Annotated in this window: 15 protein-coding genes; 8 read left to right on the plus strand and 7 right to left on the minus strand. The window is 71.8% G+C overall.

The annotated features are described in order from the left end of the window. Nucleotides 1–38: 38 nt before the first annotated feature. A complete protein-coding gene (locus O7542_RS21760) occupies nt 39–2,024 on the minus strand; it encodes a serine/threonine-protein kinase (RefSeq protein ID WP_166455848.1) in 1,986 nt (661 codons plus the stop codon). A 91-nt stretch (nt 2,025–2,115) separates the two neighbouring features. Between O7542_RS21760 and O7542_RS21765 the strand changes: the two genes are divergently transcribed. Both O7542_RS21765 and O7542_RS21770 read left to right on the plus strand, forming a co-directional pair. After that, nucleotides 2,116–2,328 carry an acyl-CoA carboxylase subunit epsilon gene (locus O7542_RS21765; protein WP_030501250.1) on the plus strand — a complete coding sequence of 71 codons (213 nt, stop codon included), beginning with the start codon at nt 2,116–2,118 and terminating at the stop codon, nt 2,326–2,328. A 100-nt stretch (nt 2,329–2,428) separates the two neighbouring features. Next, nucleotides 2,429–2,881 carry a hypothetical protein gene (locus O7542_RS21770; RefSeq protein ID WP_113972043.1) on the plus strand — a complete coding sequence of 151 codons (453 nt, stop codon included), beginning with the start codon at nt 2,429–2,431 and terminating at the stop codon, nt 2,879–2,881. A 292-nt stretch (nt 2,882–3,173) separates the two neighbouring features. Here O7542_RS21770 and O7542_RS30545 read toward each other — a convergent pair whose 3' ends face one another. Continuing rightward, the gene (locus tag O7542_RS30545; protein WP_181373755.1) at nt 3,174–3,344 is read right to left on the minus strand and encodes a hypothetical protein; all 171 of its coding nucleotides are present in this window, start codon (nt 3,342–3,344) and stop codon (nt 3,174–3,176) included. 1,092 nt (nt 3,345–4,436) lie between these two features. Between O7542_RS30545 and O7542_RS21780 the strand changes: the two genes are divergently transcribed. Genes O7542_RS21780 through O7542_RS21790 form a run of 3 tightly spaced genes read left to right on the plus strand, consistent with a single transcriptional unit; the run spans nt 4,437 to nt 6,726 of the window. Next, entirely contained in the window at nt 4,437–5,396 is a 960-nt protein-coding gene (locus O7542_RS21780) for a S8 family serine peptidase (RefSeq protein WP_281606495.1), read from the plus strand. Nucleotides 5,397–5,406: 10 nt separating this feature from the next. Continuing rightward, on the plus strand, nt 5,407–6,063 hold the full coding sequence (locus O7542_RS21785) for a Maf family protein (protein WP_043326679.1): 657 nt from the start codon (nt 5,407–5,409) through the stop codon (nt 6,061–6,063). A gap of 9 nt (nt 6,064–6,072) precedes the next feature. Then, a complete protein-coding gene (locus tag O7542_RS21790) occupies nt 6,073–6,726 on the plus strand; it encodes an O-methyltransferase (RefSeq protein ID WP_064447649.1) in 654 nt (217 codons plus the stop codon). Nucleotides 6,727–6,804: 78 nt separating this feature from the next. On the opposite strand, the gene O7542_RS21795 is transcribed toward O7542_RS21790, so the two are convergent. The 4 genes from O7542_RS21795 to O7542_RS21810 form a co-directional block, all read right to left on the minus strand. Continuing rightward, nucleotides 6,805–8,208, minus strand: a complete 1,404-nt coding sequence (locus O7542_RS21795; protein ID WP_281605151.1) for an MFS transporter — start codon at nt 8,206–8,208, stop codon at nt 6,805–6,807. 62 nt (nt 8,209–8,270) lie between these two features. Beyond that, complete coding sequence (locus O7542_RS21800) at nt 8,271–9,026, minus strand: ABC transporter permease (RefSeq protein WP_013284036.1); 756 nt, start codon at nt 9,024–9,026, stop codon at nt 8,271–8,273. Between the two features lie 17 nt (nt 9,027–9,043). Continuing rightward, entirely contained in the window at nt 9,044–10,003 is a 960-nt protein-coding gene (locus tag O7542_RS21805; protein WP_043326688.1) for a daunorubicin resistance protein DrrA family ABC transporter ATP-binding protein, read from the minus strand. A 127-nt stretch (nt 10,004–10,130) separates the two neighbouring features. Then, entirely contained in the window at nt 10,131–10,721 is a 591-nt protein-coding gene (locus O7542_RS21810; RefSeq protein WP_043326691.1) for a PadR family transcriptional regulator, read from the minus strand. 132 nt (nt 10,722–10,853) lie between these two features. On the opposite strand from O7542_RS21810, the gene O7542_RS21815 reads away from it, so the two are divergent. Next, complete coding sequence (locus O7542_RS21815) at nt 10,854–12,605, plus strand: biotin carboxylase N-terminal domain-containing protein (protein WP_069087149.1); 1,752 nt, start codon at nt 10,854–10,856, stop codon at nt 12,603–12,605. A gap of 125 nt (nt 12,606–12,730) precedes the next feature. After that, nucleotides 12,731–14,170 (plus strand): GuaB1 family IMP dehydrogenase-related protein, encoded by a 1,440-nt coding sequence (locus tag O7542_RS21820; protein ID WP_043326696.1) that lies wholly within the window; start codon nt 12,731–12,733, stop codon nt 14,168–14,170. Nucleotides 14,171–14,183: 13 nt separating this feature from the next. On the opposite strand, the gene O7542_RS21825 is transcribed toward O7542_RS21820, so the two are convergent. Beyond that, nucleotides 14,184–14,723: a TetR/AcrR family transcriptional regulator gene (locus O7542_RS21825; RefSeq protein WP_064447645.1), complete on the minus strand. Its 540-nt coding sequence runs from the start codon at nt 14,721–14,723 to the stop codon at nt 14,184–14,186. A gap of 84 nt (nt 14,724–14,807) precedes the next feature. On the opposite strand from O7542_RS21825, the gene O7542_RS21830 reads away from it, so the two are divergent. Continuing rightward, nucleotides 14,808–15,251 carry a DoxX family membrane protein gene (locus O7542_RS21830; RefSeq protein ID WP_281605152.1) on the plus strand — a complete coding sequence of 148 codons (444 nt, stop codon included), beginning with the start codon at nt 14,808–14,810 and terminating at the stop codon, nt 15,249–15,251. The last annotated feature ends 20 nt before the right edge of the window (nt 15,252–15,271 follow it).

A 15,271-nucleotide genomic window follows, 5' to 3' on the forward strand; every position in this document is an offset into this window, starting at 1 on the left:
GCCATGCGAGCGAGTTTCGTGACCGGCGGGATTCCCGGTCAGTTCTGGCGGTCCGGCACGAAGCCCTTGGTGATGATCTCCCAGTTCGCCAGGTTGGCGTCCCAGTCCTTCGCCGGGACCTCCCAGCGCAGCGCGAAGCCCCGGTTGCTGGCGGTCGCCACACCACGGTTGCGGACGTGGAAGCGGGTGTCGCCGTTGCGCGTCTCCAGCCAGTCCCAGTCGGCGCAGGTGCGGAAGTAGGGGTCGCACTTGGTGATGCCGACCAGTTTGTAGTTGCGCACGAAGTTGCGCCGGCTCGACTCCTGGCTCTTCCAGTCCGCGTACGCGTCCTTCTTCGGGTTCGGCGTCCACTGGATGAACAGCACCCGCCGAGCGCCACCGACCTCATAGAGCACGACGTTGTCGCTGCGGACCCGCGCCTCGAAACCGTTCGGGATCGGCACCTTGAAGCCGTTCGGGCCGGTGTAGAGACGCCAGCCGGCCGGCAACGCGGCCCCGGACGCCGACGGGCTGGCCGACGGCGTGGGGCTGGCCGACGCACTGGTCGCCGGGGCGCTCGGGGACGCGCTCTCGCTCGCCGCGGGCGGCGGCGCCGCCGACGCGGAGGTGCCGGCCGTCGGCTGACCGCCGTCGCCGTCGTCACCGTTGTTCAGCAGCGGCACGGCCACCACCAGACCGACCAGCAGCAGCAGTACCAGCGCGCCGATCAGCAGGTTGCGCCGGTTGGGCGCGGACTTCTCGACCGGCAGCACCGTGGCCCGGCCGGTCGACTGCGCCTCCTGCACCGGAGCCGGGCTGACCGGTGCGGAACCGGACACGGCCGGGCTGACCGGCGCCGGGGCGTCGGTGACGGGCTCGCCGTCGAGCCGCGTCTCGTCCAGCGCCGGGTCGACGCCGTCGACAGGGGCCTCGTCGTCCACCCGGGTCTCGTCGGTGGAGGGCGCCGGGTCGAGCTTGGTGGTCGGATCGGCGGCCGGCGGAGCCACCTTCGCCGTCGGGCCGGCGTCCGAGGTGGGCGCCGCCACCTTCGCCGTCGGGTCGACGGCTGCGGCCGTACCCCCGGTGGCGGCCCCGGAGACCGAGGTCGCCGCGCGCTCGGCCTGGTCGGCCGGGCGCGGCGCCGGCACCAGCGGCGGGCGCGGCACGCGCGGACCGTTCGGCCCCGGCCGGCGTACGCCGTCCAGCAGTGAAATGCCCTTGGCCCGGCGACCGGCGGCCTTGCGCAGCATGCGCTCCGCCACCTCGGCGGTGATCCGCTCGTCCGGGTCCTTGCGCAGCAGGCCCTGGAGCACCGGCTTGAGCGGCCCGGCGTTGCGCGGCGGCGGCAGCGGCTCGGTGGCGAGCGCGGCCAGCGTGGCGATCGCCGACGGACGCGCGTACGGCGACTTGCCCTCGACCGCCGCGTAGAGCGTGGCGCCGAGCGACCAGAGGTCGGCCTCCGGCCCGGCCGTGCCGTCCCGCGCCCGCTCCGGCGAGATGTACGCGGGCGAACCGAGCACCATGCCGGTGCGCGTCACGTTCGGGTCGCCGGGGATCGTGGCCAGGCCGAAGTCGGTGAGCACCACGCGGCCGTCCTCGCCGAGCAGCACGTTGCCCGGCTTGACGTCGCGGTGCATGATGCCCGCCTTGTGCGCGGCCTTCAGCGCGTTCAGCACGCCGAGGCCGATCTCGACCGCCTTGGCCGACGAGACCGGACCGTCCTCGGCGATGGTGTCCTGCAACGACTTCGACGCCACGTACTCCATGACGATCCACGGATCGCCGTCGGTGCGCAGCACGTCGAAGATGCGGACCACGTTGACGTTGTTGAGCCGGGCGATCGCCCGCGCCTCCCGCAGCGAGCGCTCGCGCATCTCGCGGCGCTCCTCCGGGGTGAGGCCGGGCGGCGGGACCAGTTCCTTGATGGCCACGTCCCGGTGCAGCACCTCGTCCCGCGCCTTCCAGACGCGGCCCATGCCGCCCTGACCGAGCGGCGTGATAAGCCGGTACCGGTCGGCGACGAGTTGGGGGAGCGCGTTCGACATCGCAGAAACCGTACCCGGCCGCTGCGACGCCTACACCGTCGGCACGCCACTGTACGGCGAAGGTCGAATTCGTGACGGTTACCCTTGGGGCATGTCTGCCGAAGAGCCGCTGTTCCGGATCGTCCGCGGCGTGCCCACCGCCGAGGAGCTGGCCGCTCTGGTCGGCGCGATCATGGTGCGTACCCGCCCGGCCCAGGCCGCCACGCCGGCCCCCGTGTCGCAGTGGGCGCGCAGCGCACGTCCCGCCCTCGCCGGCCCGGTCGCCGGCGCCGGCGCGTGGCGGGCCTCCGGCCTGCCCCGCTGACGTCTGGTTCCACCCGCGGCGCCGGGCGGGGCTGCCGGGATCCACGTTGAGCCACTAACCTCACTCAGGGAAACCGTGTGGTGACGGGCAGGAGGCTCCGATGATCCCGGAGGACAACCAGCCAGCCGGCTGGCTGCGCGGCTACGGCGGCATCGAGGCCGACATCCGACAGATGCGGGAGTTCGCCGACCGCCTCCAGGACGAGGTGACGCGCAACTACTCGCCGCATCTGTCGTACATCGCCGACGACATGAAGGCCCCGGTGCCGAACCCGGCCGACGCCTTCATCGAGCTGGTCCATTTCCTCCAGGCCCACCACGACACCCAGACGGCAGCGGTCAGCGCCGTGTGGGACCTGGCACCCGCCACCGGCCGGCTCGCCGACGCCGCCGGCCGGATCGCCAACCACTACGGCGACGCCGACGCGTTCTCCTCCGCACGGGTCACCGACGTCGAACGGGCACTCGCCGGGCCGTCGAGCACCGTCGCCCGCCCGCTGCCGCCACTGGCCGACCCCACCGCCCCCGAACAGAGCCGGGTGATCCTGCCGTGATCGAACGGGGCAGCGGACGCACCTCCGGGCTGACCGACTGGCGGCTGATGGACGTCCTCAGCATGTGGGCGTGCCTCCAGGACCAGGACACCACCGGCCAGTGGAAGCAGGTCGCCGGTTGGCGCAAGGTCTGTGACCTCGCGCTGACCCACCTCAGCCGGCTGCGGGAATACCGGCGCGGCCTCGCCGAGGCCTGGCCACCCGAGACCAACGCCGCCGCGCGGGCGTACATCGCCGAACTCGACCAGCTCATCGACCGCGTGCAGCGCACCCACGACGCAGCCGCCGCGAACTACGACGCGCTCGCCGCCGCCACCCGCGCCATCGGCAGCGCGCGGGCCGAGCTGCAACCCCTGCACGAGGAGTACGAGAAGAGGCTGCGGCAGAAGCGGGCGTACGAGGCGACGATCGCCGACCCGAAGGCGGTGGCGGGTAGCCGGTTGCCGGAACGGCCCCCGGTCACTGACGACGACTTGGAGCAGTTGAACGTACGGGCGCGCGGGTTGATGACGGGGTTGAGCGGCGAGCTACAGCACGCCCAGGTCATGCTCCAGCGCCCGCCCACACCCAAGACATGGCCCGGCCGCGATGATGGGGCAGCACTGCCAAACGATCCAACAGTCCCCTCGATACCGCCTATCATCCCTACTCCATTTGTAACGTCAGTTGAAAGCGGCCCGACACCTCGGCCGAATGCCAATGTGACCAACTCCATCACGCCAAGTCCTCCGGGGATCGGGCCAGTGCTCGGGGGCGCCCCAACCGGAACCGCGGTAGCACCACAGGGTTCCGCCTCGGCTACACCCTCCACGCCCGGCCATCCCGCATCACATCCAGCACTGGGCGGCCCACCGCTACTTCCAGGCTCGCCAGGCTCGATGGCCCGCGCACCTCAACCGCCGCGAATTAACGGGTCCTCGCCATTAGGAAGGACGACCGCGAATAACGGAGAGGGCATTCGTCGCCCGCTGCCGCCTTCCGCGAGCTACCCAGGCGGACTAATCGGTGGAGTACCGGGTGCCGGCCAGCCTGCCTCATCGGTGCCCCCGCGTCGAATTAACCCGGTCGGCGGTGTAATCGGCGGCGGAGGAGCCGGAACGGCGCCAACCGGCGCCGCCGGATCGCGCCCTGGATCTGGAAAATTCTCGAACCCGGAGGGTTTTCACGGAGCGTCTCCGCTTGGCGGTGCTCCTGGCTTTGGGCGCACAGGAGGAAGCAACCGCGCAGCAGCAACGCATCGCCCCGAGGACCGCGAGCCCTCATGGGATCCAGACCACCCCTGGGTCACCCGAAAGGGAGTACCTCCTGTCGTTATTCCACCAGAGGAGGAAGGACCGATTGACCCCGGCCCCGCCATCGGATTCAACAGGTGAGGAAAGCCCAAAGCCGAATATTGGCAAATTTGGCGCTTGGCGGCCTCGTATTCGCCGCAACCATCTCGGTTGAGTCAATAATCTCCACCCCGCTCACTGCGGCCGCGAAGCCCGAGCCGCAGTGGCACCTATCCTATCTGCGGACAGTTGAGGCACACTCCCTTTCCACGGGCTCCGGGACGGTGATTGCCGTAGTGGACACAGGGGTTGCACCCCACACTGATCTCAAACAGAACCTGCTAGCCGGAATAGACCTAACAGCCGACCATTCACCTAACGGCCAGCGGGATTCAGACGGCCACGGAACAGCAATGGCTGGGCTCATCGCCGCCAACGGCGGACCAACTGGCAAGGGCGCTACCGGCGTCGCTCCGGGTGCCAAAGTCTTGCCCGTGCGGGCAAAAATCAGGAATTCAGAGGGCGACATTGCCGAACTGGTTAGCGGGATCGAGTTCGCAGTCTCAGCAGGCGTTGATGTTATAAGCATCTCTGCTGCGGCTCCCGCGGACGCCCAAGTCCGCAAGGCAATCAAGCTCGCGCAGCAAGCAGATATCGTGGTCGTGGCGTCGGCAGGCAATACCACAAGTTCATCTGTCGTGGAGTATCCGGCGCGCGAGCCTGGTGTAATCGCTGTCGGCGGGGTTGATCGACAAGGAAATCGCGCTAGCATCTCGGTTGCTGGGCCGGAGATCGACGTAGTCGCTCCGGCCGTCGACATCTACAGCACCGGTCTCAATGGGGGCTACCGGCTTGGTACCGGTACCTCAGATGCCACGGCGATCGTTGCCGGCGCTGCTGCCCTGATCCGCTCCAAGTACCCCAACCTCCCCGCGCAGGAAGTCGCCCACCGGCTGACCGCCACCGCCGTCGACAAGGGACCACCAGGCCGCGACGACCAGTACGGCTACGGCGTCATCGACCTGGTAGCGGCGCTCACCGCCGATGTCCCCCCGCTCGGCTTCGAGTCCTCGAACGTCACGCCACCGGCGTCGGCGGAGGCAGCCCCGGAAAAGGGCGACGACAGCAGCGCGACCGTACGCGGGCTCGCCACCCTGGGTGTGCTGGTGGCGGCGGGCGGCGGATACCTGTTCTGGCGTCGGCGCCGACGTGCCGACGACCCGCCGCCGAGGGTCAGCCGGTAGCGTCGGCGGGGTGTCGACCTCCGTACCGGTGCGCCTCGTGCTCGCCTCGCAGTCTCCCGCCCGCCGCAAGTTGCTCCAGGCCGCTGGCATCGAGCCCGACGTGCTGGTCAGCGGCGTGGACGAGTCCCAGGTGGTCAGCGAGCGCGCCGAGGATCTGTGTCTGGAGTTGGCCCGGTTGAAGGCGCAGGCCGTACGCGATCGGCTGCGGCCGTCGCCGGACGAGCGCACTCTCGTGCTCGGCTGTGACTCGGTGCTGGCCTTCGACGGTGAGATCCTCGGCAAGCCCGATGACGCGGCGGACGCCACCCGGCGGTGGCAGCGGATGCGCGGGCGCAGCGGTGTCCTGCACACCGGGCACAGTCTGATCGACGTGACGCACGAGTCGCGGGCCGAGGCCGTCGCGTCGACCACTGTGCATTTCGCCGACATCAGCGACGAGGAGATCGCCGCGTACGTGGCGACGGGCGAGCCGCTGGCCGTTGCCGGCGCGTTCACCATCGACGGGCTGGGCGGCGCGTTCCTGACCGGGATCGAGGGTGACCCGGGCACAGTGGTGGGGTTGTCCCTGCCGTTGCTGCGCCGACTGCTCGCCGAGGTGGAGCTGAGCATCGTCGACCTGTGGACGAAGGTCGCGCCCGGGGGCCAGGAGATCGAGCATCTCGGCTAACGTCCGGACATGACCACGAAGCCTCTGCCGCTCACCCCGGAACTGCACGCCTACCTGGTGGCCCACGGGTCCGCGCCGGACGAGATCGTCCGGGAGCTGGCCGAGGAGACCCGGGCGGCCCTGCCCGCCGAGGCGGTCATGCAGGTCGCGCCGGAGCAGGCGGCGTTCCTGACGTTCCTGACCCGGCTGCTCGGCGTACGGCAGGCGGTCGAGGTGGGCACGTTCACCGGCCTCTCCTCGCTGGCGATCGCCCGGGGGCTCGCCGATGGCGGGCGGCTGACCTGCTTCGACATCTCCGAGGAGTACACGGGCGTGGCCCGGCGCTACTGGGAGCGCGCCGGTGTGCAGGACCGGATCGAGCTGCGCATCGGCCCGGCCGCCCAGACGCTGCGCGAGCTGCCCCGCGAGCGTTACCTGGACTTCGCGTTCATCGACGCGGACAAGGTCGGCTACCCGATCTACTGGGACGAGCTGGTGCCGCGCATGCGCCCCGGCGCGGTGGTCGCCGTCGACAACACGCTGCGCGACGGCCGGGTGCTCGCCCCGCGCAACGCCGACGACCGGGCGATCGCCGCCTTCAACGACGCGGTGATCGCGGACGTGCGCGTCGAGGCGGTCATGCTGCCGATCGCCGACGGCGTCACACTCGCCCGAGTGCTCTGAGCCGGCCCGAACACAACCTCGCCGAAGTGGCGGCAACCCTGAACACCGGATACCGCCACCTCGCCGAAACGGAGTCGATCAAGTCGCGCGGACCGGCGCGGGCAAGGCACGCCCCAGCCGCACCGTCAGCAGCACCGCCACCGCGATGAACGCGGGCAGCAGCAGGAACGCCGGGTGCGGGCCGGCGCCGTCGGCCACCCACCCGAGCGCGACCGGCGCGATCCCGAAACCCACACCCATCGAGTACGCCGACCAGCCCGCCGCCTTGTCGGCGGCCGGACCGGCGACTGCGAGCGCGATGGAGATCGCCAGCGGGTAGTGCAGCGCGTTGCCCAGGCCGAGCACGACCAGGCCGCTGACGGCGAGCCAGCCGACCGTACTGCCCCAGAACAGCGCGAACCCGGCCAGCGAGACGGTGAGCGCGCCGAGCAGCAGCGGCACCGGCGGCCAGCGCAGCGCGGCCCGGCCACCGGCGATCCGGCCGGCGAACATGCCGCAGACGATCGCGGCCACCGCCGCCGACGCCCCGCCCGCGCTCAGCCCGGCGTGGGTCCGCAGCACGTCGGCGGTCCAGAGCGACAGGCAGACCTCGATCGACCCGGTGACTGACATCAGAACCCAGGCGATCCAGTACGCACGCGGCAGCCGCCCCGCTGCCCCACGCACCCCGGAGGCGGGCACCTCCGACGCCGGCATCCCCGGCGCGGGCACGGCCGAAGCGGGCACAGGCACGGCACCCCCGGACGACACGGTGACGGGAGCGCCCGGAGCGGGCACGGCGGCGTCGGATGCGCCGACGGCGGGTACTGCCGGAGCGGGCGCGGTGGCCTCGGCCACCCCGGACGTGGGGACGGCGGGCACCCGGGTGGATGCGGCCACGGCGACCGGTGTGCCGGCAGCCGCGACAGCGGGGGCGCGGTTCGGCCCGCGTACCCGGAAGGTCAGAGCCGCGAGCGCGACAAGCGTGATCAGCCCGACCTCGACGGCCATCAGCGGTCGCCAGCCGAGGCCGGCGTCGACGCTGGCGCCGATGGTCAGCGGCGCCAGGATGCCCATGCCGGCGCACGCGGCGTTGGCCTCGGTGAGCGCGGCGGGGGCGGCGGGTCCGTGCCGGGCGGTGAGCACCACGCTGACGCCACTGACGATCATCATGCCGAAGGTGGCGATGACCGCGACGGCGGCGAGCGTGGCGGGTAGCGGGCGGAGCAGGCCGAGCGCGGTGACGCCGGCGGCGACGCCGGCGAGGCCGAGCCAGATGGCTGGGCCGCGGCCGAGGCGGCGGGCGATCGGGGCGAACAGCGCTCCGCCGGCCAGCGCGCCGACGGCGATGCCGGTGCTGTGCAGGCCGGCGACGGCGGCGCTGGTGCCTTGTTCGTCGCGGAGCAGCGGTACGACCGGGCCGAATCCGTAGAGGAAGAAGCCCCAGAGACCGAGCTGGGCGTAGGTCAGCCAGGTGATCCGGTCACGGGTGAGGCGGGGCACCGGCCCACGCTACGCGCGTGGCACCGGTGCCCCCTGCCTCCTGAGAGGTACGTCTCCCCTGGTCAGCGGACACTGCGGGCGAACTGGCGGGCGGCCCAGAAAACGCCTGCGGCGGCGAGCACCGCGATGATGCCGAGGCCCTGCCAGACGCGGTCGTTGCCGAGGTCGCCGTTGAACAGCGCGCGCGTGCCCTCGACCGCCCAGGAGAACGGGTTCCACTTGGCCACGCCCTGGAGCCAGCCCGGCGCGAAGGTGAGCGGCAGCAGGATGCCGGAGAGCAGCAGCACCGGCTGCGCGACGGTGTTCATGAGCGGGGCGAGCGCGTCCTCGCTCTTGACCTTGAGCGCGATGCCGTAGGAGACGGCCGAGGTCATCAGCGCGATGAGGGCGAGCATCAGGTACGCCAGGAGCAGGTTGCCGATGAAGACGCGCAGGTCGAACGCGAGCGCCAGCAGCGTGATGATGATCGCCTGCGCGATCAGCGAGACCACGTCACGCAGGGACCGGCCGAGCAGCAGCGCGAGCCGGCTGACCGGGGTGACCCGGGAGCGTTCGATCACGCCGGCGCGCAACTCGGCGATCAGGCCGAAGCCCTGGAACAGGCCGCCGAAGATGGCCAGCAGCACGAGCAGACCGGGCACGAAGATCTTGTACGCGGCGGCCTGCGTCGGGGCGTTCAGCGCGGGCTTGAGCAGCGGGGCGAACAGGAGCAGGTACATCACCGGCTGGAAGACGCCGACGAAGATCCACACCGGGTTGCGCAGCAGCAGTTGCGTCTGGCGCTGGAAGATCAGCCAGGTGTCGCGGGCGAGTTTCATGACAGCTTCTCCGGGGTTCAGGACTCGCGCAGCGAGCGGCCGGTCTTGGTGAGGAAGACGTCGTCGAGGCTGGGCCGATGCAGCTCGATCGAGCGCAGGTCCAGCCCGGCGTGGTCGAGGCGGCGCAGCACCTGCGGGATGGCGGTGGCGCCCTCGTCGACGTAGAGGCGCAGGCCGCCCTCGTCGACGGTCTCCAGCTTGCTCACGTACGCCTCGGTGTCGAGCAGTTCGGCGGCGCGCGGGGTGCTCGGGGCGTCCAGTCCGACGATCACCACCTCGCCGGAGATCTCCCGCTTCAGCTCGGCCGGCGTGCCCTCGGCGACGATCTCGCCGTGATCCATGATCGCGATGCGGTCGCAGAGCGCGTCCGCCTCGTCCAGGTAGTGCGTGGTGATGAAGACGGTCATCCCCTCGGTACGCAGCCGGCGGATCTCGTCCCACATGTGCGCGCGGCTCTGCGGGTCGAGGCCGGTGGTCGGCTCGTCCAGGAAGACGATCTTCGGCTCGTGGATGATGCCGAGCGCGATCTCGACCCGCCGGCGCTGGCCGCCGGAGTAGGTCTTGCACTTGCGGTCGGCGTACTCGGTGAGCTGGAAGGCTTCGAGCGCGCGCTCGGCGCGTCGGTGCGCCTCGGCCTTGCTGATGCCGTAGAGGCGGGCCTGGAGCACCAGCTCCTCGCGGGCGCTCGACTCGTCCCAGGTGCTGCCGCCCTGGGCCACGTACCCGATCCGGCGGCGCACCTCGGCCGGGTCCTTGCGCAGGTCGGCGCCGGCCACGGTGGCCTCGCCGCCGTCCGGCTCGATGAGCGTGGCGAGCATCCGCAGCGTGGTGGTCTTGCCGGCGCCGTTGGGCCCGAGGAAGCCGAAGATCTCCCCCTCGGCGACGTCGAGGTTGACGCCGCGGACGGCGTCCACGGTCTTCGTCTCGCGACCCTCGCGGGAGCGGTACGACTTCCGCAACCCCCTGGTCTCGATCATTTCTGCTCCTGGTCGTCCGGGCGGGCCTGACCGGCCGCCGATCGTCCGCGAGGACGCACGAATCCCCCGCGATTCCTACCGAGGCTAACGCGATATAGCTTCTTTGGTCAACGTTGATTATGTCGTGTCATCGGGAGCCGTCGGTCCAGCCCGACCAGCCCTCGGCCCGCTCCATCCCATCCGGCAGGTACGACACTCCCGACTCGATCCGCTCCGCGATCCGCTCGCACCACGCCGTCTCCGCCTCGGCGCGGGCCAGCCACAGCTCGAACATCCACCCGACGTGCACCGGCTTGCGGGTGCGTACCCAGTCCGAGTCGAGCGAGGCGCGCATCGACTCGACCCCGGCGCGAAGGAGGTTCGCCCGGTTGCGCAGCGCCGCCGCGGCCTCCTCGCGCGGCATCGCCGGCAGGAAGGAGAACGCCGCCACGAACGGGTCCGGCGGCTCCTGCACCTGCCACCACTGCGCGCGCAGCAGCGTCTCGAACTCGTCCTCCCCCTTCGCCGTCACCTCGTACGTGGTGCGGGCCGGGCGGGCGCCCACCTGCTCGACCGAGACGGTCCGCAGCAGGCCCTCGTCGGTGAGTTTGCGCAGCGCGTGGTAGATCGAGCCGGGCTGCACGTTGGCCCACTTGTCCGCGCTCCAGCTCAGCAGCTCACGGCGCACGTCGTAGCCGTGCACCGGCTGCATCCACCGGACCAGGCCCAGAATCATCATCCTCGTTGCCGACACCGGACAAGCGTAATAGGCAAATTTGACTACAGTGCCGCATCCCACACTGAGCGTTCGTTAGGCTCCGCAGGCAGGCCGCTAAACTCCCGGCAACGACCTCCCGGGAGGAGCCTCAAGGTGCGCAAGGTTCTCATCGCCAACCGCGGCGAGATCGCCGTCCGCGTCATTCGCGCCTGTCGCGACGCCGGCCTGGCGAGCGTCGCCGTCTACGCGGACTCCGACCGGGACGCCCTGCACGCCACGCTCGCCGACGAGGCGTACGCGCTCGGTGGCGACACCGCCGCGGACAGCTACCTGCGCATCGACAAGCTGATCGACGTCGCGGCCCGCTCCGGCGCGGACGCGGTGCACCCCGGCTACGGCTTCCTCTCCGAGAACGCCGACTTCGCCCAGGCCGTCATCGACGCCGGGCTCACCTGGATCGGGCCCACCCCGCAGGCGATCCGCGACCTCGGCGACAAGGTGACCGCCCGGCACATCGCGCAGCGGGCCGGCGCGCCGCTGGTGCCCGGCACCCCGGACCCGGTGGGCAACGCGGACGAGGTGATGGCGTTCGCCGTCGACCACGGCCTGCCGGTCGCCATCAAGGCCGCCTTCGGCGGTGGCGGGCGTGGCCTCAAGGTCGCCCGCACCATGGAGGAGATTCCGCACCTGTTCGAGTCGGCCACCCGCGAGGCGGTCGCCGCGTTCGGCCGGGGCGAGTGCTTCGTCGAGCGCTACCTCGACAAGCCGCGCCACGTCGAGGCGCAGGTGCTGGCCGACCAGCACGGCAACGTGATCGTGGTGGGCACCCGGGACTGCTCGTTGCAGCGCCGGCACCAGAAGCTGGTCGAGGAGGCGCCCGCGCCGTTCCTCACCGACGCCCAGCGCGCCCAGATCCACGACAGCGCCAAGGCCATCTGCCGCGAGGCCGGCTACCACGGCGCCGGCACCGTGGAATACCTGGTCGGCGCGGACGGCACGATCTCCTTCCTAGAGGTGAACACGCGGCTGCAGGTCGAGCACCCGGTGACCGAGGAGACCGCCGGCATCGACCTGGTACGCGAGCAGTTCCGCATCGCCGACGGGGAGAAGCTGCGCTTCACCGAGGACCCGACGCCGCGCGGACACGCCATCGAGTTCCGGATCAACGGCGAGGATCCGGGCCGCAACTTCCTGCCCGCGCCGGGCACCGTCACCGCGCTGCGCCTGCCCTCCGGGCCGGGCGTGCGGGTGGACACCGGCATCTCGGCCGGCGACGTGATCGGCGGCAACTTCGACTCGCTGCTCGCCAAGGTGATCATCGTCGGCGAGACGCGCGCCGAGGCGCTGGAGCGGGCCCGCCGGGCGCTCGACGAGATGGTGGTCGACGGCATGGCCACCGCGCTGCCCTTCCACCGCCTGGTGATCCGCGACGAGGCGTTCACCGCCGAACCGTTCACCGTGCACACCCGGTGGATCGAGACCGAGTGGGACAACACCGTACCGGCGTTCACCGCCGCCGCCGGCGCCGCCGACGAGCCGGCCGAGCGCGAGACCGTCGTGGTCGAGGTGGGCGGCAAGCGGCTGGAGGTCGTCCTCCCCGCCGGGCTCGGCGCGGGTACGGCGGCAGCCGCGCCCGCCGCGAAGAAGCCGGCCCGCCGGGGCGGCGGAGGCAAGGCGGGCGCCGCGGTCAGCGGCGACACGCTCACCTCGCCGATGCAGGGCACGATCGTGAAGATCGCGGTCGCCGACGGCGACGAGGTGGCCGAGGGCGACCTGGTCGTGGTGCTGGAGGCGATGAAGATGGAGCAGCCGCTGCACGCGCACAAGGCCGGCACGGTCAGCGGGCTCGCCGCCGAGGTCGGCGCGGTGATCACGTCCGGCGCCGCGATCTGCACCATCGCCTGAGGTGTAAGGAAGGGCCCCTTCTTAACGCCTGAGGTAGTGAAGGGGCCCCTTCTTAACAGCGCGAGGCCGGGTGGTGTGAGCCACCACCGGGGGCGGGCACGGCCCGGGGCGGGAATGATGGCCGGGTGCGGTTCCTTCACGGCGCGGTCCCCGCGCACGACCTGACCTACAACGACGTCTTCATGGCGCCCAACCGGTCCGAGGTGGGCTCCCGGCTCGACGTCGACCTGGCCACCACCGACGGGACCGGCACCACGATCCCGCTCGTGGTGGCGAACATGACGGCCGTCGCCGGCCGGCGGATGGCCGAGACGGTGGCCCGGCGCGGCGCGGTGGCGGTGATCCCACAGGACATCCCGATCGAGGTCGTCGCCGACGTGGTGGGCTGGGTCAAGCAGCGGCACCTGGTGCACGACACGGCGATCGCCCTCGGCCCGACCGACACCGTCGGCGACGCCATCCATCTGCTGCCGAAGCGGTCGCACGGCGCGGTGGTGGTGGTCGACGGGGACGGCCGGCCGATGGGCGTGGTGACCGAGGCGGACACCGTCGGGGTGGACCGCTTCGCCCAGCTCCGGCACGTGATGTCGACCGAGCTGCACACCGTGCCGGCGGACGCGGACCCGCGTACCGGATTCGACCGGCTGTCGGCGGGCCGGCGGCGGATCGCGCCGGTGGTGGACGGCGACGGCCGCCTGGTCGGGGTGCTGACCCGGCAGGGCGCGCTGCGCGCCACGCTGTACAAGCCCGCGGTGGACGACCGGGGGCGGTTGCGGATCGCCGCCGCGGTGGGCATCAACGGCGACGTCACCGGCAAGGCCGCCGCCCTGCTGGAGGCCGGGGTGGACACGCTCGTCGTGGACACCGCGCACGGGCACCAGGAGCGGATGCTCCAGGCGCTGCGGGCGGTCCGCCGGCTGGACCCGCCGGTGCCGGTGGCGGCGGGGAACGTGGTCACCGCTGATGGCGTACGCGACCTGGTCGACGCCGGTGCGGACATCGTGAAGGTGGGTGTCGGGCCGGGCGCGATGTGCACCACCCGGATGATGACCGGCGTGGGCCGTCCGCAGTTCTCCGCGGTGCTCGACTGCGCCGCGGCGGCCCGCTCGCTGGGGCGGCACGTGTGGGCCGACGGCGGCGTACGCCACCCGCGCGACGTGGCGCTGGCGCTGGCCGCGGGCGCGTCGAACGTGATGATCGGCTCCTGGTTCGCCGGCACCTACGAGTCCCCCGGCGACCTGTACACCGACGCCGACGGGCGGCGCTACAAGGAGAGCTTCGGCATGGCGTCCTCGCGTGCGGTGAGCGCCCGTACGGCCGAGGACAGCGCGTTCGACAGGGCCCGGAAGGCGATCTTCGAGGAGGGCATCTCCTCGGCCCGGATGTACCTGGACCCGAACCGGCCCGGCGTCGAGGACCTGATCGACGAGATCATCTCCGGGGTGCGCAGCGCGTTCACCTACGCGGGCGCGCGCAGCCTGGAGGAGTTCCACGAGCGGGCGCTCGTCGGTGTGCAGAGCGCCGCCGGCTACACCGAGGGGATGCCGCTGCCGACGAGCTGGTGACGTTCGGTCCCGCTCAGTCGAACAACCGCCTGATCACGGTACGGGCGGCAGCCTCCGGGTCGTCGCCCACCCGTGGCGGCAGCGCGCCGGAGAGCCAGAGCGTGGCGAAGCCGTGCACGATCGACCAGGCGGCGAGCGCGTCGGCGTCCGGCTCCCGCCCGGTGTGCCGGGCCACCCCCTCGCGCAGCACGTCGCCGGAGCGGGCGCGGGCGGCGACCAGCTCCGGGTCGTCGGCCCGGTACAGCTCGGGCCGGAACATGACGTCGAAGTGCGCCCGGTGCCGCACCGCGAACCCGACGTAGGCCACGCCGGTGTCGAGCAGGTCGTCCCCGGCCTGCCGCAACGCGTCGGCGAGCAGGTCGAAGCCCTGGGTGGCGAACGCGGTGAGCAGCCCGGCCTTGTCGCCGAAGTGGTGCGCCGGCGCGGCGTGCGAGACCCCGGCGCGCCGAGCCAGCTCACGCAGGCTCAGCGCGGCCGGTCCGGACTCGGCGATCGCCTCGGCGGCGGTGCTCAGCAGGACGCGGCGGAGGTCGCCGTGGTGGTACGAGGCCATGCAGTCACCCTAACTTGTCATTGACAAGATGGCACCATCGCCGCAATCTTGTCAGCGACAAGATTTTCGTCGGAGGGATCGACAATGGCACCCCTGATCGCACTGCTCGCCGGCACCGCGCTGGCCCGGATAGCCGGCCTGCTCGGCGTGGACGCCCTGGACGGGTGGCACCCCGCGCTGCGAGTGGGGCTGGCGCTGATGTTCGTGCTGACCGGCGTGGCCCACTTCGTGTCCCGCCGCGCCGGCCTCATCGCGATGGTCCCGCCGTCGCTGCCCCGGCCGGCCTTGCTGGTCACCGTCACCGGCGTACTGGAACTGGCCGGCGCGCTCGCGCTGCTGTTCCCGGCCACCGCGCGCCCGGCGGCGGCCGGGCTGGCACTGCTGATGCTCGCCATGTTCCCGGCCAACGTGTCAGCCGCACGGCGACGCCTCATGCTCGCCGGGCGCCCGGTGACGCCGCTCGGCGTCCGTACCGTGCTCCAGGTCGTCTTCGTGGCCGCGGCGCTGACGGTGACCCTCGGCGGATGACCCGCCGCGGGCCCGGCGAC

It is taken from the genome of Micromonospora sp. WMMC264 (assembly GCF_027497275.1).
In the GTDB taxonomy this organism is placed as follows: domain Bacteria; phylum Actinomycetota; class Actinomycetes; order Mycobacteriales; family Micromonosporaceae; genus Micromonospora; species Micromonospora chalcea.